Origin of the sequence: Staphylococcus simulans (genome assembly GCF_025561465.1) — a bacterium.
Classification (GTDB): domain Bacteria; phylum Bacillota; class Bacilli; order Staphylococcales; family Staphylococcaceae; genus Staphylococcus; species Staphylococcus simulans.
In genome coordinates this window covers 1,814,315-1,833,558 of sequence record NZ_CP095100.1, presented here as the reverse complement: position 1 = coordinate 1,833,558, position 19,244 = coordinate 1,814,315, and the positions used below count along the sequence as shown (strand labels likewise).

Here is a 19,244-nt window from a genome sequence, read left to right as displayed (position 1 = left end):
TTATGAGTCTACCTATATTGCCGACGATAAGTACAAGCTGTATTCAAATTTGTGCGGCGTTAGTTATTGTTGGATGGTACTTGATTAAAAAACGTAAAATTGAAGCGCATAAGAAAGTAATGTTGACTGCGGCATTCTTCGCATTAACATTCTTTATCATTTATGCAAGTAGAACATTCTTTATCGGGAACACTGCTTTCGGTGGACCTGCATGGTTAAAAGGATATTACCATTTCTTCTTGATTTTCCACATCGCGTTATCAACAGTGGGTGGATTAATGGGATTATTCCAAATCATCACAGCGTTTAAAGACAAATTTAATCTTCACCGCAAGGTTGGACCTTGGGCAGCGATTATTTGGATTTTTACAGCGTTCACAGGTATTATCGTGTACATCTTGTTATATGTTATGTACCCAGGTGGAGAAACAACTTCATTATTTAAAGCAACTTTCGGCTTTTAAAATGTAAAACATCGACTGATGACGTTATTTGTTGTCAGTCGATGTTTTTACATAAAGACTATCCTTGCGAGTGTGCGTGTGAAACGTGTACAATGATAATTACTTAACATTGAGGTGGGCGGAGAATGAGGAATTTAATTATTAAAGTTATAGGCGTCTTGCTTCTCATAACTTTTCTTATCTATTTATTTTATTCGCCACGGCTGAAATTTGATGTGTTAGAAAATCCAAACAAGAAATCGTCGACAAAAATTGAACAAACACAGAAAAAAGGGCCGGAGACTGAAAATCCAAAACCTAAGACAGGAATTGGAACATGGGTCAACAATGACATCAGCGGTTTGACGAAGAAATTCGGTCAAGCTGATCGTGTCTATGCATACGCAAATGACTATAAAAACTATGTCTTCAGAGCACAGAATCAATATTATATTGTGACGGCTAAGAATAATATCATTAAATCAGTCTATGCGACAGGAACGAAGGCGGATATTGAACCTATCAATATCTCTGAAGATGCTTCGAGTATTTTTGAAAACACGAGTATTAATCCAGAACCCCGTATCAAAGCTAACGGTAAGTCTTATGATATAGAACTTTCTGATGAAGATATGAAAACACAAATGCTGATAAAATATGGTGATGTGTATGCGCAAGTGTATATCGATCAACAAACCAATAAAGTGGTTGGTGTAAGATTCCTTGATGCTAATGCACTTGTCATGTTTAATCCATATCAAATGACACAAACATCAAATGAAAAAACTGTTAAAAATCAACATAAAGATGTCCCATACGAACAAAACGTCAACCAGTTAATGACGCTTTATGAAGTTACCAATCAAATCAGAAGCTTGAAGGGGCTTAAACCGTTCAAAGTAAATAATGATTTGAGTCACATCGCTTCAGTAAACTTATACGAAAGTACAAATAACAAAAATGTTGAATTTACTGAAGGTGCTTTGAAACAACAACTAGATGATCGTAATATAAAATTTGAAGCCGTAGGACAAAACGTTGGTTATGACTTTAATGACGTACCGACACTCTTGCATAGCTGGTTGAATTCAGACATTCACCGTTCTCGTTTATTGAATACACAATATACTGAAATGGGCGGAGATGTCATGGACGGCTACTATACATTAATATTTATTGGAGACTGATGGAAGGTGACAATATGATTAATTCTGAAATCATTGAGGTTTTAGATGGTGTAGATGAAGTCAGTGAAATGATTTTAAACTCAGAGATTTACCAAGAATATATAGCAGCACGTCAAGCAATGAACGAAGATGAAGCAGCACAAATACATTATCAAACGTTTATGAAATATAAAGAACGTTATGATGAAGTGATGCGTTTTGGTAAATATCATCCAGATTATCAAACAGTGACACGTGCAACGCGTAAAAGTAAACGAGCGTATGACATGGTTCCATCTGTGATGGCGTATAAACAAAAAGAAACTGAACTTCAAAATTTAGTGGATGAAGTCATCACAATTATCGCAACTTCTATTTCAGATAATGTGAAAATTGAAGTAGGGAACCCATTCTTTAGAACAGATATGCATGGATGCAGTACAGGCGGAACATGCCAATGCCAAATCCACGCTTAATATAAAACACAAAGCAACACCCGCTACATAAGCTATAAAGCCGATGGTAGCGGGTGTTGCTTTGTTTATTAATTATTATAATTTGAGTGATCAGTCATATTAATGTTGAGCTTGGTTTTGACGATATTGGAATGCAAGGTCAGGTCTGTCAGTGACAATAGTATGTGTGCCTTTGTTAAATAGGTCACTCATTAAATCAATACTGTTGACACCGTAATAACCTGGAACGATATTACGAGAATTCAACCAATTGATTAATCGTTTTGAAGTAAGTGGCACACCATGATAACTTGTCGGCATTTGGAAAGTGTTGGCTTGCGCTTCAAACATATTGCCTAAGCCGCTGAAGAATTTAACGATACCTACAGTGACTTCTTCTTGGCTTGCGCCTACCGCAACTGTTCCTAATGCTAATTCAGAAAATCTAGCAATTTGTTCCTGATAGAAACTCGTCACTAATACGCGATCTTGTGCGTTATGACGTACGATAGATTTGTATAATAGTTCTGGTGCAATCGTACCTTCATAAGAGTCTGGACTATCTTTTAAATCCACATTAATGAGCATATCAGGATATAATTCTAACAATTGATCAAATGTCAGGATTTTCGCATCTGGGTGGTCACGATAAGGCGTCTCTTTATTGATGTCTTTAAAATGATAACCTGCATCCAGCTTTTGCAGTTCATCTAAGCGATGTTCACGTACTTTGCCTGAACCGTTAGTAGTACGGTCGACTGTGGCATCGTGAAAGACAATCAATTGTTCATCACTTGTGACCCGTACATCTGTTTCGAAACCATCCACTTCGTAAGATGCCGCTGTATCAAATGCGAGTTTTGTTTGTTCCGGACGTAAAGCCATGCCGCCGCGATGGGCGAAGATATAATGGGGCTTACGTGTAAAGAATGCTGGGATAGGTTGAGGTTCTGGTTGTCCTTTTAATTTTGACAAAAAGATAAGTCCGCTGAATATACCGGCAGCACCTGCTACACTGTTTCTAATAAGTCTACTTATTTTTACCATGAAATTTCCTCCTCGTAGTTTATGAAGCTAACCAAAAGTGATATCTAAGAAGCGTGAATGCTTAGTGATACAGGGGTTTGGTTATTTCAAATTTAGTTCAGTCGTGATACTATAGATTAAAGTAATGGAGTGATCAAAATGACAGAAATCATACCAAGAACCAGTTTAATTATATACCTTAAACATATGAAGCATGAACGTCATATTAGAAAATACGGTCATATTGTCAATAGTAATCGTAATCGCAAATATGTCATCATGTATATCAATGAAAATGATGCCGATCATATTGTCAACCGACTCATGAAATTAAAGTATGTGCGTCACATTGAAGGTTCTCCTTATAAATATTTAAAGAAAACGTATGAAAAAGAAAAATACGAAATCAATTAATAGTTACACTACTGTATCAACCAATATAACCCTTATGATATGACATTAAACGTTATTGTAATGGCGGTATCCAATGATATAAGCGTAAGACACCGACTAAATAGTTGAAATAGAGTTCTAAATCATGAAACTCGTCTGAAGATTTAACATCTAATTCGTTTAACGGTAATTGATAATCTTCAGCGAAGCCGCGAATCATTGCTGACTTTTTATTATCCTCTGGATGAGGGTAAGGAAAAGCATTCAACATGATATACATGGCTTGGAAGTAATTGCCTTCAGTTGGATTCATGATAATCGCTGCAGAACTTAAACCTTTGTCTGAACTTGGACTGTTAAAGAACACAATGCGATTAATGCGTTCATGATTATATTGAATAAGTGTTTTGAACTCAAATAAATCGGTGAGTCCTTCACCGAGTACAATAAAAGATTGTTTCATTTTGGGAATAGCCTCCTTATTACCCAAATTATATTATAGAACAAGAGGGGAAGTGAAGTATTAGATGAGAGTGATATCAGGCCAACATAAAAGTAAACCTCTAGAAAGTCTGCAAGGGCGTAATACACGTCCGACAACAGATAAAGTAAAAGAAAGTATCTTTAATACCTTGCATGATGTATCAGGTATCGGTTTGGATTTGTTTGCGGGAAGCGGTGCTTTAGGTATAGAAGCATTGTCTCGTGGTATGGACGAAATGATTTTTGTAGATCAAAATTTTAAAGCAGTCAAAGTAATCAAAGCAAACTTAAACAGCTTAGATTTGATGAAACAAGCAGAAGTCTATAAAAATAATGCTGACCGTGCCTTGAAAGCGTTAGCTAAACGAGACATTCAATTTGATTTAATCTTCTTAGACCCGCCTTATGATAAAGGATTAATTGATAAAGCATTAGCACAAATCGAAGAGTTTAACTTATTGAAGAAAAGTGGTATCATCGTTTGTGAGTTTAACCATAAAGAAAACATTGATACGCACTCTTTTGAAGTGATTAAACGTTATCATTATGGCTTAACGGATACTATGTTATTAGAAAAAGGAGAACATGATGGCTGAAACAAAAGCAGTAATACCAGGTAGTTTCGATCCAATTACATATGGGCATTTGGATATTATTGAACGTGTGGCACACCGTTTTGATGAAATCCACATCTGTGTATTGAAAAACCGTAATAAGTCAGGGACTTTTACTGTGGAAGAACGCATCGCTTTAATTGAAGAATCTGTCGCAAATATCCCGAACGTACAAGTACACCAATTCAATGGTTTACTTGTAGATTTTTGTGATAAAATCGGCGCAAAAACAATCATTCGAGGATTACGTGCAGTCAGCGACTTTGAATACGAATTGCGTTTAACATCTATGAACAAGAAGTTGAATAGTGATGTCGAAACATTATATATGATGACAAGCACGAACTATTCATTCATCAGTTCTAGTGTAGTTAAAGAAGTAGCGCAATATAAAGCGGATATTTCTGAGTTTGTACCGCCTCCTGTAGAAAAAGCATTAAAAGAAAAATTCGGAAACTAATAAAACACGTTTCAACGTCTATTTGTATCATACAAAAGGTGTTGAAACGTGTTTTTTATTTGATATTAAATGTTTTGTAGTTATTGATTTAACTTTTCATAAGCACCGATGGCAACAGCTAAATCAAAGTAAGCTGCACCAACACATTTAAAGACAGTGATGGCGTCATTATTTTTACGATATAGAGTCCCTTGTTGTGAAAGTGTTTTGAGTTCATCATTGATTTCTTCGAAAGTGAAAGTTTTATTTTCATTCGCTTCAATCAATTCTCCTGACTCTTCTTTAGCCCCTTCAAGATCATCTACAACGACACTTTCTGCTTGCGTGAAAATATTTGCATCTAGTTCTTTCATATCCGGTTGGTAAGAGCCAATACCGTTGATATGTGTTCCTGGCTGCACATCTTCAGCGTTAAAGACAGGCTGCGTGGAAGGTGTTTGGCAGTTGATAATATCTGCTTGTTTGACCAGTTTTGATACATCTTCTAATACTTGAACATTTAAATCTGGATAATCTTTTAAAATACGTGTTTTAAAGTCTTGTGCTTTTTCTGTTGTACGGTTGTAAAGCAAGACTGTATCAATAGGGCGGACCTCGATATTACCTAAGAATTGTTCGTAAGCCATACCACCTGTACCAATCATACCTAAAGTTGTCGCATCTTCACGGCTCATATATTTAGTCGCAATACCGCTCAGTGCACCAGTTCTCAATCTAGTCAGGTAACTGCCATCTAACATCGCCTTCGTTTCACCATTTTTAAGATTAGTAATCACGATTTGTGCTTGTGTAGTAGGTAGTTGCTGTTTTGGATTCTCTGGTGTGATAGATGTAATTTTGATTGTGCCGAGTTGTTTGGCTAAGTCAACACAAGGCATGTATAACATAGATTTTGCACCATCACCTGTAGGAATCACCGTGCGTGGTGCAGTTTTGATTTGGTTCAGCTTATTGAAACTTTCTTCAATCGCTGTAATCGCATCTTTCATATGATAACGTTCTTTTACTTCCGATTCTGAATAAACTTGCATGTTGATTTACCCCCTTATTGTGACTGTACCCTAATTACAGGTGTATTGAAATCATCAGCGGTTTGACCAGACAGTGCATTATAAATTTCAGTTGCTTTGATTTCTGGTTCAAAATAACTTGCGGTCGCTTTATTAACGTTCGTAATAAAGTGACGATCTGGAAAATCTTTCTTCAATTGTTTTAAGTACGCTTGTCCTTTTTCATTCATACCTAAGATGCGTACAGCGTCAATTTCGTTTTGTTTATTTGCTTGTTTAAAGTTTAACAAGCAGTTCATTAACATACGCTGAATACGGGTATACGTATAGCGCTTAGTTTTAAGCAGCTGCATCAATTGATTGAAGTTGTGTGCAGATTGGATTTTTTCTTTTAAACGATACTCAAACCCTTCGCTAACTGTATGCATCTCACGTAGTTCTTCAAGAGAGGCGCGTAATAATGTAAATTTCAGATAAGGGAACACTTCATCTAACGTTAATTGCGGTGATGTATACAAGTGTTTAACTGATGATGGAACTACTGTTTCAAAGCTTGCATCATTGTTTTTGAGCGCCTTTCTGATTGCGCTGCCGCTTGCGAAAGTTTGGTTGTCTATGGTTTGGTTATGATGGTTCGTTTGATGTCGTTGTAATGTCAAAGGTGTGATGTGTGCTGCATAGTGTTGAATAGCTTGTACATAAGAGAGACCTAAGATATTATTAGGTGTCTGCAGTAAAGCAGGTTCATCTAATAATTCATGGATGATTCTAGGGTAACTTTTCCCTTCGTGCAGCTTTGTTTGAAATTCTGGATGTTCTTCGATATGGTTGAGTTGCATGGCAACATGTTCGAAATCTTTGATGCTGCCGGATTCACTTCCGAACACGAGTGCATCACAATTAAGATAGTCAGCAACTTTGACACCCATTTCTGCGAAGTATTCTCCAGCAGATAACGCTGCATAAGCAGGAAGCTCAACGACAAGGTCGCAAGCAGAGAGTGCCAATTTTGTGCGTAAAAATTTGTTGTAGATTGCGGGTTCTCCGCGCATCACAAATTGACCGCTCATAATAGCTACAGTGATATCTGCATCAGCGATTTGACGTGCTTGTTCTGCATGGTAGACATGCCCGTTATGGAAGGGGTTATACTCTGTAATCAGTGCAGCGCATTTCATTTGCAATCCGTCCTTTCAGAATTCATTATGATTATTGTATCAAAAAGTCAAGATGTTAAGAAAAAATCTTGACAACTTAACGCTAGAAAGTTAAAATAAATTTTGTGCTTGTTAGAGGTGAAGCCATATGAAATGGTCAATAACGCAATTAAGAAAATATCAAGGTCAGCCTTTTGAATTTGATCAAACAGTAAATTATAATCATTTAATTGATAAATTAGGACTTATAGATTTATCTGATATCCGAGTGAAGGGCAAACTTGATGTCAAATCAAATGAAGTTGTCGCTGATATCCACTTAACTGGTGCGTACACGATGGAAGATGCGCGTACATTAAAACCGGTTGAAGTGCCGATTGATGTGGAAACAACAGAAATATTTGATTTAGAAGGTCATGAGTTTAGTGATAGCGAAGAAGATGATGAACATTATCATCTTGCTACAAACGGAATGATTGATTTACGTGATATCGCAGAAGAGCTTGTCATCATAGAAAAGCCTATCCGAGCAGTGGCTGAAGACAGCAGTTTAGAAGACATGCTGCAGAGCGGTCAAGGTTGGGAAGTTATTGACGAAGACGAATTAGAAGAAAGTGAACAAGCAGAAGAAATCTCTTCTAAGAAAGTCGATCCAAGGCTTCAAAAATTGCAACAATTTTATGATGAAAAGCAATAGAAGTTGATGTACAATAGATAGTATTGTTATTAACATCTTAATCGCACAGTAACAAAGATTTTTGTGTTTGAAATTTAAGGAGGATTAAATCATGGCAGTACCAAAAAGAAGAACATCTAAAACTAGAAAAAATAAACGTCGTACTCACTTTAAATTATCAGTACCAGGTATGACTGAATGCCCTAACTGTGGTGAATACAAATTATCTCACCGCGTTTGTAAAAACTGTGGTTCTTACAACGGTGAAGAAGTCGTTTCAAAATAATTGATGAATAATGAGACCCATCGTATATAACGGTAGGTCTCATTTTTGTTTATGAGAAGCAACATGATAAAATAAGGAAAAATCGTAAATGAGGTAACCGACTATGGAACAAATTACGTCACCGCAAAATACGAAGGTGAAACAAGCGAATAAATTAAAGAAGAAAAAAGAACGAGATAAAACAGGACTGTTGTTGGTAGAAGGGACACATTTGATTGAAGAAGCGGTTCAAAGCCAATTATCAGTAAAGCAACTCTTTGTCGTTGAACCTGAACGCTTTGATGCACAATTAATTGAAGCTGCTGAAGAAGCGTTCCATATAAACTTCAAAGTAGCAGAAAGTTTGTCAGGAACTGTGACACCTCAAGGTATCTTTGCGGTCATTGAAAAACCAGAGGTTGCTTCACGTATCGCAGAGGCTAAACAAGTATTACTGCTTGATCGCATTCAAGATCCAGGTAATCTTGGTACGTTGATTCGTACAGCTGATGCAGCTGCGTTGGATTTGATTGTTATGTCACCAGGAACAGCCGACGCGTATCAAGATAAAGTATTACGCTCAAGCCAAGGCAGTGTCTTCCATTTACCGATTGTCACTCAGCCGATTGAGGAATTTATTAATCAATTTGATGGGCCGGTATACGGCACTGCATTAGAAGATGCGGTGAATTTTAATGAAGAGGATGCACAATCATCTTTCGCGTTATTGCTTGGTAACGAAGGTCAAGGTGTCGATCCAGCATTGTTAAGTCACACGACGAAACGTTTAACAATTCCGATGTACGGGGCTGCTGAAAGTCTGAATGTAGCGATTGCAGGCAGTATCTTAATCTATAAATTAAAAGGTTGACCGGTCGGAAGGGATTACTTATAATTAAATGTGATTCAGAGTTTGAGCAGATGACTCAAACAGATAAATTAATACTTTGCCTATAAAAAGACGTAAATTATCAGAAGCAGACTGTTTAGGGAGAATAACCGTGACTGAAAGTTATTCCAGAATGCGATAATTTTTTTCACCTTTTTGGCAACTTAAAGAAATTTAAGTCGGTTCATCACCGTTATCTATGATAAATCAAGTGTATGCGTATGCATAAATTTGGGTGGTACCACGGAAGACTTCGTCCCATATCTCAGGGATAGAAGTCTTTTTTTATTGGCAATATTATTTAGGAGGGGCAGATATGATTCAAACTGAAGAAATGAATCAGCTGAAATCAGAAGCTTTGGCCGATGTGTCACAAGCGTCAGATGAGAAAGCGTTACAAGATGTTAAAGTTAAATACTTAGGTAAAAAAGGTTCTGTTTCAGGTTTAATGAAACAAATGAAAGATTTATCAAATGAAGAAAAACCAAAATTCGGACAAGCAGTCAATGAAGTACGCCAAGCGATTGAACAAGCAATTGCTGAACGTAAAAAAGTGCTTGAACAAGAACGTTTAAATAAACAATTAGAAGAAGAAACAATTGATGTGACTTTACCAAGTCGCCAAATCAAACAAGGTGCAGCACACCCATTAACACGTACGATTCAAGAAATTGAAGATTTATTCTTAGGTTTAGGTTATGAAATTGTGAATGGTTATGAAGTAGAACAAGATTACTATAACTTCGAAGCATTAAACTTACCGAAATCACACCCAGCACGTGATATGCAAGATACATTCTATATCACAGAAGAAACGTTAATGCGTACACATACCTCACCTGTACAAGCACGTACACTTGAGAAACGTAATGGTCAAGGACCAGTTAAAATTATTTGTCCTGGTAAAGTATATCGTCGTGACTCAGATGATGCGACACACAGTCACCAATTCACACAAATTGAAGGCTTAGTTGTGGCAGAAAATATTAAAATGAGTGACTTGAAAGGTACGCTTGAACTTGTGGCGAAAAAATTATTCGGTGAAGAACGTGAAATCCGTTTGCGTCCAAGTTACTTCCCATTCACTGAACCTTCAGTAGAAGTCGATGTGTCTTGCTTCAAATGTGGCGGTAAAGGTTGTAACGTATGTAAAGGTTCAGGCTGGATTGAAATCTTAGGTGCCGGTATGGTGCATCCGAATGTTTTAGAAATGGCTGGCTTCGATTCTTCTAAATACACTGGATTCGCATTCGGTATGGGTCCTGACCGTATCGCAATGTTGAAATACGGTATTGAAGATATTCGTTACTTCTATACAAATGATGTCCGTTTCTTAGATCAATTCAAAGCTGTTGAAGATAGAGGTGAAGCATAATGTTTGTATCAAAAGAATGGTTAGAATCTTTAGTTGCGGTTAATGAACCGATTCAATCATTAGCTGAACGTATCACACGTACAGGGATTGAAGTCGATGACATCATTGATTACACAGCTGAAATTAAAAAATTAGTCGTAGGTTATGTGGAAAGTAAAACACAACATCCGAACGCAGATAAATTGAATATTTGTAAAGTGGATATCGGTGAAGAAGAACCCGTACAAATCGTATGTGGTGCACCTAACGTTGATGCTGGACAATATGTGATTGTCGCAACTGTTGGCGGTCGTTTACCAGGCGGCGTTAAAATTAAACGTGCGAAATTACGTGGTGAAGTTTCTGAAGGTATGATTTGTTCACTTCAAGAAATCGGCGTTCAAAGCAACGTGGTACCTAAAGCATTTGAAGAAGGAATTTATAACTTCCCGAATGAAGTTAAACCAGGTACTGATGCATTAGAAGCATTATACTTAAATGATCAAGTAATGGAATTCGACTTAACACCGAACCGTGCGGATGCATTAAGTATGGTAGGTGCTGCCTATGAAACATCAGCACTTTATGGTGCACCGTTAACATTACCAGAAACACAACCTGACACGACTGAAACTTCAGCATCTGAAGAAATTTCAGTAACAGTTGAAAATCCAGATAAAACACCTTATTACAGTGCACGTGTCGTTAAAAACGTTAAAATCGGCCCATCTCCAATGTGGATGCAAGCACGATTAATGAAAGCCGGTATTCGTCCGATTAATAATGTTGTAGATATTTCAAACTATGTGTTATTAGAATACGGCCAACCACTTCATATGTTTGACCAAGATCATATCGGGTCTGACAAAATTGTCGTGCGCCAAGCTCAAGAAGGCGAAAAAATGACAACGTTAGATGATACAGAACGTGAATTATTAGCGTCAGATATCGTTATCACAAACAGCAAAGAACCGATTGCGCTTGGTGGTGTGATGGGTGGAGACTTCTCTGAAGTTACTGAACAAACACAAAATGTCGTGGTTGAAGGTGCAATTTTCGATCCTGTCAGCATTCGTCATACATCACGTCGTCTTAACTTACGTAGTGAATCTTCAAGCCGATTCGAAAAAGGAATTGCGACTGAATTTGTAGACCAAGCTGTTGACCGTGCATGTTACTTATTAGAACATTACGCACAAGGTGAAGTATTATCAGATCGCGTCGCATCAGGTGACTTAGGCGAATTTATTACACCTATTGAAATTACAGTTGATAAAATTAATAATACAATCGGTTCAGAAATGACAGTTGAAGCGATTGTGAAATCATTAAGTCAACTTGGTTTCAAAACTGAAAATAATGAAGGTAACTTAACAGTCTATGTTCCTTCGCGTCGTAGAGATGTCAAAATCAAAGAAGACTTAATCGAAGAAGTGGCACGTATTTATGGTTATGATGAAATTCCATCAACATTACCAGTCTTCGAACAAGTTACAAGCGGTCAATTGACAGACCGTCAATCAAAAACACGTATTTTAAAACGTACATTAGAAGGTGCAGGTTTAAGTGAAGCAATTACGTATTCATTAGTAGACCGTGCACGTGGTAAAGCATTCTCAGTGAGTGACAAACCAAACATTGAATTGTTAATGCCGATGAGTGAAGCACACGCAGTATTACGTCAAAGTTTATTACCACATTTAATTGACGCGGTGGCTTATAACGTGGCACGTAAAAACACAAATGTATTCTTATATGAAATCGGTCGCGTCTTCTTTGCGAATGGCAAAGGTGAATTACCAGATGAGGTTGAATACTTAAGTGGTATTTTAACTGGTGAATATAGCAGCAACCAATGGCAAGGTAAAAAAGAATTAACAGATTTCTATCTTGCGAAAGGTGTCTTAGATGCAGTTGCGGAAAAATTAGATGTTACATTTGATTACGAGGCAACGCAAATGGATGGTTTACATCCAGGACGTACGGCAAATGTTTTATTAAATGGCGAAGTCATCGGCTTTATCGGTGAATTACACCCGCAATTAGCTGAAGAAAATGATTTAAAACAACGTACGTATGTCTTTGAATTAAACTACGATAAATTGATGAATGTTTCTGTGGGTTACATCAATTATGAACAAATCCCTAAATATCCTGGTGTAACGAGAGATATCGCATTAGAAGTAGATACAACAGTGTCAGCTGCTGAACTTATTAGCACAATCAAAGCACATGGCGGTAAAATCTTACAAGATGCGCAAGTTTTTGATGTCTATGAAGGCGAACATATGGAAGCTGGTAAGAAATCAGTTGCGATCCGTATCTCTTATTTAGATACAGAAAATACGTTAACAGACGAACAAGTGACAGCGGTTCATGATGAAATCGTGAATGCGTTAACTGCAGAAGGTGCAGTGATTCGTTAATTCGGTTCATTTGAAGAAAATGAAATATAAAAAAACAAGCTCTTTCTACACAAATCATGTGTGGAAGGAGCTTGTTTCATTTTATTTATATATAAAGTGTAAGCAATCTGTTAAGGTGATTAGTTGTTTAATTGTTTTTTACGATAAAGGTCTAAGGCTTTGTCTCTATTTTTAAAGTCAGCTTTTGATATAGAGTCTAATGTCTCTGTACCGTATTGATCAATTAAACGAGCCGCAAATAAATCTACTGTTTGACTTGCCCCTTTTGGAATCGTTTGGTTTATTTTTTTGCCCATATGTTCCATATGTTTCACGAAAGCATATCGGGAAAGGATACTTGCGGCTGCGATGGCTAAAGATTTGGATTCACCTTTTGTTTCGAAACAAGTTTTGTCTGGATAAGGCATAGCTGTCAGTGCGTAATTTTGATAAACACCGCGTACCGCAAATTGGTCAATTACAATATAGTCTAAAGGGAAGTTTTGTGCTTCGATACGGTCTACCACGTTTTCAATGGCATGATTATGCAAAACAGCTTTCATTTTAACTTGTGACCAGCCGAGTTGTTTTTGTTCATTATATCTTTTGTTATCTAATGTTTGTAGTGAGTAGGGAAGGAATGTCACTAATTGCTTAGCTAATTCAACAATTTTATCATCTGATAATTTTTTAGAATCATCGACACCTAACGTTTTTAATACTTCGACATGTTCTTTTGACACATAAGCCGCACAAACAGTAAGCGGACCGAAATAGTCGCCGCTGCCTGCTTCATCACTGCCGATACAGTTGGATGTATTAAATGGATAATCACTGGAATTGATGATTGTTGTTTTCTTCTTCTTTGAGGGTGCTTTAGACGTTGAGGCAGCATTACCTAGTAATTGTTGTGAAACTGCTTCTGCTTGAGTGCCTTGAAACATGACTTTGTTGGAATTATAAATATGAATTGTTGTACCTTGATATTTTGCGCGTGCGCGTGAGCCTTTGGGAAGATTCGTTGTGTCTGCGTTGATTTTGCTAAGTAATTGTTGAATTTGTTCTTCTGTTAATTTTAATACGACGTTCGCCATAGGGATGCTCCTTACTTGTAGTAGTATTCTTATTTTACTATAGGTGCCTGTCGCAATAAAAGGTTATATATTACAGTCTGTTTACATAACATTGGCAAAAAGCGTACACTACTTACATAATAAATGGCACTCGTGTATAATGGTTCGTGATGAATAAATAGAGTGGTTTTCAACAAATCAGTGTGAAAATCAGTTACGATTAATATAAGAGATACACTCATCAGTTGTCGTGGTGAATGAGTGAAAATAAGCAAGATTGGAGTTATCAAATTGGGCGAATTTAAAAATAGAATCAATGTTACGATTAATAACAAAAATTATACAATAGTCGGCGAAGATAATCCTGAGCATATACGTTATGTTGCGCATCTAGTAGATGAAAAAATTCAAGAATTAGGTCGTAAGAGTGCAGGGTTAGATACCACACGTAAAGCAGTATTAACTGCGGTTAACATTATGCATGAAAAAGTGTTATTAGAAGAAGAAAACCGTCGTTTGACACAAGAGTTGAATCGTTTGAAGCATGACGAACAGTAGGGTCTGCCTATGCTGCTAAATTTCTTCATCTTTTTTGTCTTTATTTTGATTGCCGCTATGGGGTTTCGCAGAGGATTTTGGTGGAGTCTGCTTCATTTTATAAGTACGGTCGCTGCGTTTATCTTTGCGGCATTATGGTACGCACCGATTGCGAAGCAGTTAGAATTATATGTTCCGTTTCCTAAAACGAAAGCAGCGCAAACACATTATTTTATACAATATGATGATATTCATCTGCGCTTTGAAAATATTGTCGCGTTTATCATGATATTTCTAATCAGCAAGTTTATTTTATACCTTATTTTATCTGCGTTTGATAAAATAATGGTAACACAACCCATATCTATCTTGAATCGAAGTTTCGGTGTACTGCTTAGCTTGATCAGCTCTGTGGTCATTGTCTTGCTCGTATTATACTTATGCAGCTTATATCCGAGCTTTTCGATTCAGCAGCAATTTGCACAATCGATTATCGCAAATTTGATACTCTTTCATACCCCATATCTGTCATCATTTGTGATGGCATTATAATTCAATGAATACAAAGACTAAACAAAGAGGAGGCTGACACATTCGCCAATCTGTTACAGATATACGAATGCCATCAAGTTCCTCTTTTTAATTGGAGTGAATAAAGTGAGTCAACATATTACAAAGAAAGATGTTGTGCGTTTATTAGAGAAAATTGCCACTTACATGGAGTTAAAAGGTGAAAATACATTCAAAGTGTCTGCTTATCGTAAAGCAGCGCAAAGTTTAGAAACAGATGAACGTACGATGGATGAAATTGAAGATGTCACAAAGCTTAAAAACATCGGTAAAGGTGTTGGCGAAGTTATCAATGAATATTTAGCAGCAGGTGAATCTGAAACACTTAAAGCATTAGAAGAAGAAGTGCCTGAAGGTTTAGTGCCATTATTGAAGATTCCAGGTCTTGGCAGTAAAAAGATTCATAAACTTTATAAAGAGCTTGGCATTACGAATAAAGAAGAGCTTGCACGTGCCTGTGAAAATAAAGAAGTCAGTGCGTTAAGTGGTTTCGGTAAAAAGACTGAAGAAAATATCTTAGCGGGTGTCAAAGCGCTAAGTGCACGTAAAGAACGTTATCCTATCAACTTATTGATTAAATTGAATCAAGAAATTGAAGAATATTTAGAGACGATTGATGCGTTAGAACAATATCATGTTGCAGGCAGTTTCCGCAGAGTGAAGGAAATGAGTAAAGATTTAGACTATATAATGAGTACAAATGATCCTGAGACTGTGCAACAAGCCTTATTAAAGGTGCCGCATAAAGTCAAAGATGTGGCAGTAGGATTAACGAAAGTATCGGTAGAAGTTGAATTTGAAGATGAAACAATTGAAATCGACTTCAGAATTGTTGAACCAAGCGCATATTATCATACACTGCAACATTTTACTGGCTCAAAAGATCATAATATCCGTATTCGTCAACTTGCGAAAGCACGCGGTGAAAAAGTCAGTGAATATGGCATTGAACAGCCAGATGGTTCTTTACTGCAATTAGACAGTGAAGCAGCTATCTATGAACATTTCGGACATGAATGGATTGCGCCGCCAATGCGTGTAGATGGCAGTGAATTTGACCGAGACTTATCTAATATTGTGACTTTAGATGATATTAAAGGCGATGTGCACATGCATACAACCATGAGTGACGGTGCCTTTAGTTTGCGTGAAATGATTGAAGCTAATATTCAAAAAGGCTATGAATATATGGTTATTACAGATCATTCACGTAGTTTACGTGTAGCACATGGTTTAGAAATTGAGCGTTTATTACGTCAAAATGAAGAAATTAAAGCGATGAATGAGGAATATGATGAAATTGATATTTACTCTGGAACTGAAATGGATATTTTAGCAGATGGTACATTAGATTATCCAGATGAGATATTAGCCCAGCTTGATTATGTTATCGCATCGATTCATCAAAGCTTTAATCAAACGGAAGAACAAATTATGCATCGCTTAGAACAAGCATGCCGTAATCCTTATGTGCGTCATATTGCACATCCAACAGGACGTATTATCGGTCGCCGTGACGGCTATAAAGTTAATATGGATCGATTATTCGAGATAGCGAAAGAAACAGGCACCATTTTAGAAATCAATGCGAATCCATTACGTTTAGATTTAAGTGCAGAAGCGTTACGTCATCATCAAGATATTATGGTAACCATCAATACGGATGCACACCATATCGATAACTTAGAGTTGATGAAATATGGTATCGCGACAGCGCAAAAAGCTTTTATTGATAAATCACGTGTGTTGAACACTATGAGCAGAGAAGATTTCAAATCATTTATAGAAAATAATAAAAAGCTAAAGAAATAGAGGGATGTCAGTGAGACAGAAGACATTAGATGTGCTTGATTTCGATAAAATCAAAGCACTTGTAGAAAAAGAAGCTGTCAGTGACTTAGGACGAGAAAAAGCATCGTCAATGTCACCAGCTTCTGATTATCAAACTGTTGTTCATCAAATAGATGAAACAGACGAAATATCTCAAATTTATAATAAGCATCGTTTACCGAGTTTGAGTGGTTTATCTAAAGTATCACCGCTTATTCATCGTGCGAAAATCGGCAGTATGTTGAATGTACGTGAATTGAACCAGATTAAGCGTTTGATTCAAGTTCAAAATCAATATAAAACATTCTACAGTCAACTCTTAGAAGAAGAGGAAGCTATCAATTATCCGATTTTAGATGAGCGTATGACTCAATTGCCGATTCTTTCGGATTTGTATCAAGAAATTAAACAAAAATGTGATGCTTATGATTTATTTGATGATGCAAGCTATGAACTTCAAAGTATCAGAAGTCGCATTCATAGTACGTCACAACGCATTAAACAAAACTTAGACCGTGTGGTTAAAAGTCAATCGAACCAAAAGAAATTATCAGATTCGATTATTACAGTCAGAAATGATAGACATGTAATTCCAGTAAAAGCGGAATATCGCCAAGATTTCAATGGTATCGTTCATGACCAATCATCTTCAGGTCAAACGTTATATATTGAACCTTCTGCTGTGGTAGAAATGAATAACAAGATCAGTCGACTCCGTAATGATGAGAAAGCAGAAGTCGAACGTATTTTGACGGAGTTGACGTTAGAAGTTGCTGGTGAAGCGGATGCTTGTTTAATTGCAGAGTCTGTAATGGGACAAATCGACTTCTTAACTGCGAAAGCACGATACGGCAGTTCTATTAAAGGGACGAAACCTGAATTTACAGAAGAACGTAAGGTGTATTTACCAAAAGCATTCCATCCATTATTAGATCCAAAAACGGTTGTTGCGAATACTATTGAATTTGTAGATGGCATTCAAACTGTGATTATTACGGGTCCGAATACTGGCGGTAAAACTGTCACATTGAAAACGTTAGGTTTAATCATCGTGATGGCACAATCAGGTTTATTAATTCCAACATTAGACGGTAGTAAAATCGGTGTCTTTGATAATGTTTATTGTGATATCGGTGATGAACAATCGATTGAACAATCATTATCAACGTTCTCTTCTCATATGAAGAATATTGTAGAGATTTTAAAACATGCAGATCACAACAGTGTGATTCTCTTTGACGAACTTGGTGCTGGTACAGACCCAAGTGAAGGGGCAGCACTCGCAATGAGTATTTTAGATAATGTACAAAAACGCGGTGCATTAGTGATGGCTACGACACACTATCCTGAATTAAAAGCGTATAGTTATAACCGTGATGGTGTCATGAATGCCAGTGTGGAATTCGATGTGAATACGCTCAGCCCAACGTATAAATTATTAATGGGTGTGCCTGGACGTTCAAATGCCTTTGAAATTTCAAGTAAACTCGGTTTAAACGGCAAAATTATTCGTGATGCGAAAGCGATGATTGGACAAGATGAGCAAGAAATCAATAATATGATTGCTTCACTAGAGAAGAATACGAAACGTGTAGATAATCAACGTATTGAATTAGAACAATTATTACGAGAAGCACAAGATTTACACCGTCAATTGAGTCAGAAATATGATCAATATCAAAATTACGAAAAACAATTGATGGATGAAGCGAAAACGAAAGCCAATCAACGTGTTAAAGCTGCGACAAAAGAAGCAGAAGAAATTATTTCAGATTTACGTCAGTTAAGAGATGAGAAAAACGCTGATGTGAAAGAGCACGAGTTGATTGAAAAACGTAAACACTTAGATGAGCAATACGAAGCAACTGACCTTAAACAAAATGTGAAGAAGAAAAAATGGGATGAGATTAAAGCTGGCGATGAAGTCAAAGTCTTAACCTATGGTCAAAAAGGTGAAGTGCTTGAAATCTTGGATGATGAAGAAGCAGTGGTTCAAATGGGCATCATTAAAATGAAATTACCGATTGCCGACTTAGAGAAGAAACAAAAGACACAAGAACCACAAACGAAAATGGTATCACGTTCGAACCGTTCTCCAGTGAAAATGGAGTTAGACTTAAGAGGTTATCGTTATGATGAAGCGGTAACAGCTTTAGATCAGTACCTAGATCAAGCCATGCTCAGCAACTACGAGAATGTTTATATTATTCACGGGAAGGGAACAGGAGCATTGCAGAAGGCAGTGCAACAACATTTGAAACGACATAAAAATATTGCCTCTTACCGCACGGGTACACCAAGTGAAGGTGGCTTCGGTGTAACAGTTGCGACGTTGAAATAATACGATTATGAAAATAATATGAAGAAATATAAAAAAGAATGTGGTTATGAGCAAAGCCGATGCAATTACAAATCGTATCTGATATACTTTGTTCATC

Annotated in this window: 20 protein-coding genes; 15 read left to right on the top strand and 5 right to left on the bottom strand. The window is 36.9% G+C overall.

The window, feature by feature from the left end; all coding sequences use genetic code 11:
* Nucleotides 1-2 precede the first annotated feature (2 nt).
* The 3 genes from MUA87_RS08600 to MUA87_RS08590 all read left to right on the top strand — a co-directional run bounded on the left by MUA87_RS08600 (nucleotide 3) and on the right by MUA87_RS08590 (nucleotide 2,085).
* Nucleotides 3-464, top strand: a complete 462-nt coding sequence (locus MUA87_RS08600; protein WP_002480547.1) for a DUF420 domain-containing protein — start codon at nucleotides 3-5, stop codon at nucleotides 462-464.
* A 125-nt stretch (nucleotides 465-589) separates the two neighbouring features.
* Nucleotides 590-1,630, top strand: a complete 1,041-nt coding sequence (locus tag MUA87_RS08595) for a CAP domain-containing protein (protein ID WP_105966786.1) — start codon at nucleotides 590-592, stop codon at nucleotides 1,628-1,630.
* A gap of 14 nt (nucleotides 1,631-1,644) precedes the next feature.
* Nucleotides 1,645-2,085: a YlbF/YmcA family competence regulator gene (locus tag MUA87_RS08590; RefSeq protein WP_105978380.1), complete on the top strand. Its 441-nt coding sequence runs from the start codon at nucleotides 1,645-1,647 to the stop codon at nucleotides 2,083-2,085.
* Between the two features lie 99 nt (nucleotides 2,086-2,184).
* On the opposite strand, the gene MUA87_RS08585 is transcribed toward MUA87_RS08590, so the two are convergent.
* On the bottom strand, nucleotides 2,185-3,111 hold the full coding sequence (locus tag MUA87_RS08585; protein WP_057510366.1) for a lysophosphatidylglycerol phospholipase D: 927 nt from the start codon (nucleotides 3,109-3,111) through the stop codon (nucleotides 2,185-2,187).
* A 138-nt stretch (nucleotides 3,112-3,249) separates the two neighbouring features.
* On the opposite strand from MUA87_RS08585, the gene MUA87_RS08580 reads away from it, so the two are divergent.
* The gene (locus tag MUA87_RS08580) at nucleotides 3,250-3,504 is read left to right on the top strand and encodes a DUF2129 domain-containing protein (protein ID WP_002480551.1); all 255 of its coding nucleotides are present in this window, start codon (nucleotides 3,250-3,252) and stop codon (nucleotides 3,502-3,504) included.
* Nucleotides 3,505-3,556: 52 nt separating this feature from the next.
* Here the strand turns inward: MUA87_RS08580 and MUA87_RS08575 are convergent, their stop codons facing one another.
* Nucleotides 3,557-3,946: a DUF7147 family protein gene (locus MUA87_RS08575; RefSeq protein WP_002480552.1), complete on the bottom strand. Its 390-nt coding sequence runs from the start codon at nucleotides 3,944-3,946 to the stop codon at nucleotides 3,557-3,559.
* Between the two features lie 64 nt (nucleotides 3,947-4,010).
* Here MUA87_RS08575 and rsmD point away from each other — a divergent pair, with 64 nt between their 5' ends.
* The gene (gene rsmD / locus MUA87_RS08570; RefSeq protein ID WP_002480553.1) at nucleotides 4,011-4,562 is read left to right on the top strand and encodes a 16S rRNA (guanine(966)-N(2))-methyltransferase RsmD; all 552 of its coding nucleotides are present in this window, start codon (nucleotides 4,011-4,013) and stop codon (nucleotides 4,560-4,562) included.
* The gene (coaD, locus tag MUA87_RS08565) at nucleotides 4,555-5,040 is read left to right on the top strand and encodes a pantetheine-phosphate adenylyltransferase (RefSeq protein WP_002480554.1); all 486 of its coding nucleotides are present in this window, start codon (nucleotides 4,555-4,557) and stop codon (nucleotides 5,038-5,040) included. The genes rsmD and coaD overlap by 8 nt, the downstream gene beginning before the upstream one ends.
* Before the next feature lie 80 nt (nucleotides 5,041-5,120).
* Here coaD and MUA87_RS08560 read toward each other — a convergent pair whose 3' ends face one another.
* Both MUA87_RS08560 and MUA87_RS08555 read right to left on the bottom strand, forming a co-directional pair.
* On the bottom strand, nucleotides 5,121-6,071 hold the full coding sequence (locus MUA87_RS08560; protein WP_070626678.1) for an ornithine cyclodeaminase family protein: 951 nt from the start codon (nucleotides 6,069-6,071) through the stop codon (nucleotides 5,121-5,123).
* 14 nt (nucleotides 6,072-6,085) lie between these two features.
* Nucleotides 6,086-7,228 (bottom strand): nucleotidyltransferase, encoded by a 1,143-nt coding sequence (locus tag MUA87_RS08555; protein WP_262550543.1) that lies wholly within the window; start codon nucleotides 7,226-7,228, stop codon nucleotides 6,086-6,088.
* Between the two features lie 127 nt (nucleotides 7,229-7,355).
* On the opposite strand from MUA87_RS08555, the gene MUA87_RS08550 reads away from it, so the two are divergent.
* The 5 genes from MUA87_RS08550 (at nucleotide 7,356) to pheT (ending at nucleotide 12,817) form a co-directional block, all read left to right on the top strand.
* Nucleotides 7,356-7,904, top strand: a complete 549-nt coding sequence (locus MUA87_RS08550) for a YceD family protein (protein WP_002480557.1) — start codon at nucleotides 7,356-7,358, stop codon at nucleotides 7,902-7,904.
* A gap of 91 nt (nucleotides 7,905-7,995) precedes the next feature.
* Entirely contained in the window at nucleotides 7,996-8,169 is a 174-nt protein-coding gene (rpmF, locus tag MUA87_RS08545; protein ID WP_002480558.1) for a 50S ribosomal protein L32, read from the top strand.
* A gap of 103 nt (nucleotides 8,170-8,272) precedes the next feature.
* Nucleotides 8,273-9,019 carry a TrmH family RNA methyltransferase gene (locus tag MUA87_RS08540; protein ID WP_060803917.1) on the top strand — a complete coding sequence of 249 codons (747 nt, stop codon included), beginning with the start codon at nucleotides 8,273-8,275 and terminating at the stop codon, nucleotides 9,017-9,019.
* Between the two features lie 334 nt (nucleotides 9,020-9,353).
* A complete protein-coding gene (pheS, locus tag MUA87_RS08535) occupies nucleotides 9,354-10,412 on the top strand; it encodes a phenylalanine--tRNA ligase subunit alpha (RefSeq protein ID WP_002480560.1) in 1,059 nt (352 codons plus the stop codon).
* A complete protein-coding gene (gene pheT, locus MUA87_RS08530; protein ID WP_262550541.1) occupies nucleotides 10,412-12,817 on the top strand; it encodes a phenylalanine--tRNA ligase subunit beta in 2,406 nt (801 codons plus the stop codon). The genes pheS and pheT overlap by 1 nt, the downstream gene beginning before the upstream one ends.
* 119 nt (nucleotides 12,818-12,936) lie before the next feature.
* Here pheT and rnhC read toward each other — a convergent pair whose 3' ends face one another.
* Entirely contained in the window at nucleotides 12,937-13,890 is a 954-nt protein-coding gene (gene rnhC, locus MUA87_RS08525) for a ribonuclease HIII (RefSeq protein WP_262550539.1), read from the bottom strand.
* A 270-nt stretch (nucleotides 13,891-14,160) separates the two neighbouring features.
* Here rnhC and zapA point away from each other — a divergent pair, with 270 nt between their 5' ends.
* The 4 genes from zapA (at nucleotide 14,161) to MUA87_RS08505 (ending at nucleotide 19,147) form a co-directional block, all read left to right on the top strand.
* On the top strand, nucleotides 14,161-14,427 hold the full coding sequence (zapA, locus tag MUA87_RS08520; RefSeq protein ID WP_002480563.1) for a cell division protein ZapA: 267 nt from the start codon (nucleotides 14,161-14,163) through the stop codon (nucleotides 14,425-14,427).
* Between the two features lie 9 nt (nucleotides 14,428-14,436).
* Nucleotides 14,437-14,958, top strand: coding sequence for a CvpA family protein (locus MUA87_RS08515; RefSeq protein ID WP_002480564.1), 522 nt, complete (start codon nucleotides 14,437-14,439; stop codon nucleotides 14,956-14,958).
* Nucleotides 14,959-15,075: 117 nt separating this feature from the next.
* Nucleotides 15,076-16,788 carry a DNA polymerase/3'-5' exonuclease PolX gene (gene polX / locus MUA87_RS08510; RefSeq protein WP_070626702.1) on the top strand — a complete coding sequence of 571 codons (1,713 nt, stop codon included), beginning with the start codon at nucleotides 15,076-15,078 and terminating at the stop codon, nucleotides 16,786-16,788.
* 10 nt (nucleotides 16,789-16,798) lie between these two features.
* Nucleotides 16,799-19,147: an endonuclease MutS2 gene (locus tag MUA87_RS08505; RefSeq protein ID WP_262550537.1), complete on the top strand. Its 2,349-nt coding sequence runs from the start codon at nucleotides 16,799-16,801 to the stop codon at nucleotides 19,145-19,147.
* The last annotated feature ends 97 nt before the right edge of the window (nucleotides 19,148-19,244 follow it).

Coding starts and splice junctions, on each gene's coding strand:
- MUA87_RS08600 (WP_002480547.1), top strand. CDS start 3: ATGAGTCTACCTATATTGCCGACGATAAGTACAAGCTGTATTCAAATT.
- MUA87_RS08560 (WP_070626678.1), bottom strand. CDS start 6,071: ATGCAAGTTTATTCAGAATCGGAAGTAAAAGAACGTTATCATATGAAA.
- MUA87_RS08540 (WP_060803917.1), top strand. CDS start 8,273: ATGGAACAAATTACGTCACCGCAAAATACGAAGGTGAAACAAGCGAAT.
- rnhC (WP_262550539.1), bottom strand. CDS start 13,890: ATGGCGAACGTCGTATTAAAATTAACAGAAGAACAAATTCAACAATTA.
- MUA87_RS08575 (WP_002480552.1), bottom strand. CDS start 3,946: ATGAAACAATCTTTTATTGTACTCGGTGAAGGACTCACCGATTTATTT.
- MUA87_RS08550 (WP_002480557.1), top strand. CDS start 7,356: ATGAAATGGTCAATAACGCAATTAAGAAAATATCAAGGTCAGCCTTTT.
- pheT (WP_262550541.1), top strand. CDS start 10,412: ATGTTTGTATCAAAAGAATGGTTAGAATCTTTAGTTGCGGTTAATGAA.
- MUA87_RS08595 (WP_105966786.1), top strand. CDS start 590: ATGAGGAATTTAATTATTAAAGTTATAGGCGTCTTGCTTCTCATAACT.
- coaD (WP_002480554.1), top strand. CDS start 4,555: ATGGCTGAAACAAAAGCAGTAATACCAGGTAGTTTCGATCCAATTACA.
- MUA87_RS08590 (WP_105978380.1), top strand. CDS start 1,645: ATGATTAATTCTGAAATCATTGAGGTTTTAGATGGTGTAGATGAAGTC.
- rsmD (WP_002480553.1), top strand. CDS start 4,011: ATGAGAGTGATATCAGGCCAACATAAAAGTAAACCTCTAGAAAGTCTG.
- MUA87_RS08555 (WP_262550543.1), bottom strand. CDS start 7,228: ATGAAATGCGCTGCACTGATTACAGAGTATAACCCCTTCCATAACGGG.
- MUA87_RS08580 (WP_002480551.1), top strand. CDS start 3,250: ATGACAGAAATCATACCAAGAACCAGTTTAATTATATACCTTAAACAT.
- rpmF (WP_002480558.1), top strand. CDS start 7,996: ATGGCAGTACCAAAAAGAAGAACATCTAAAACTAGAAAAAATAAACGT.
- pheS (WP_002480560.1), top strand. CDS start 9,354: ATGATTCAAACTGAAGAAATGAATCAGCTGAAATCAGAAGCTTTGGCC.
- MUA87_RS08585 (WP_057510366.1), bottom strand. CDS start 3,111: ATGGTAAAAATAAGTAGACTTATTAGAAACAGTGTAGCAGGTGCTGCC.
- MUA87_RS08515 (WP_002480564.1), top strand. CDS start 14,437: ATGCTGCTAAATTTCTTCATCTTTTTTGTCTTTATTTTGATTGCCGCT.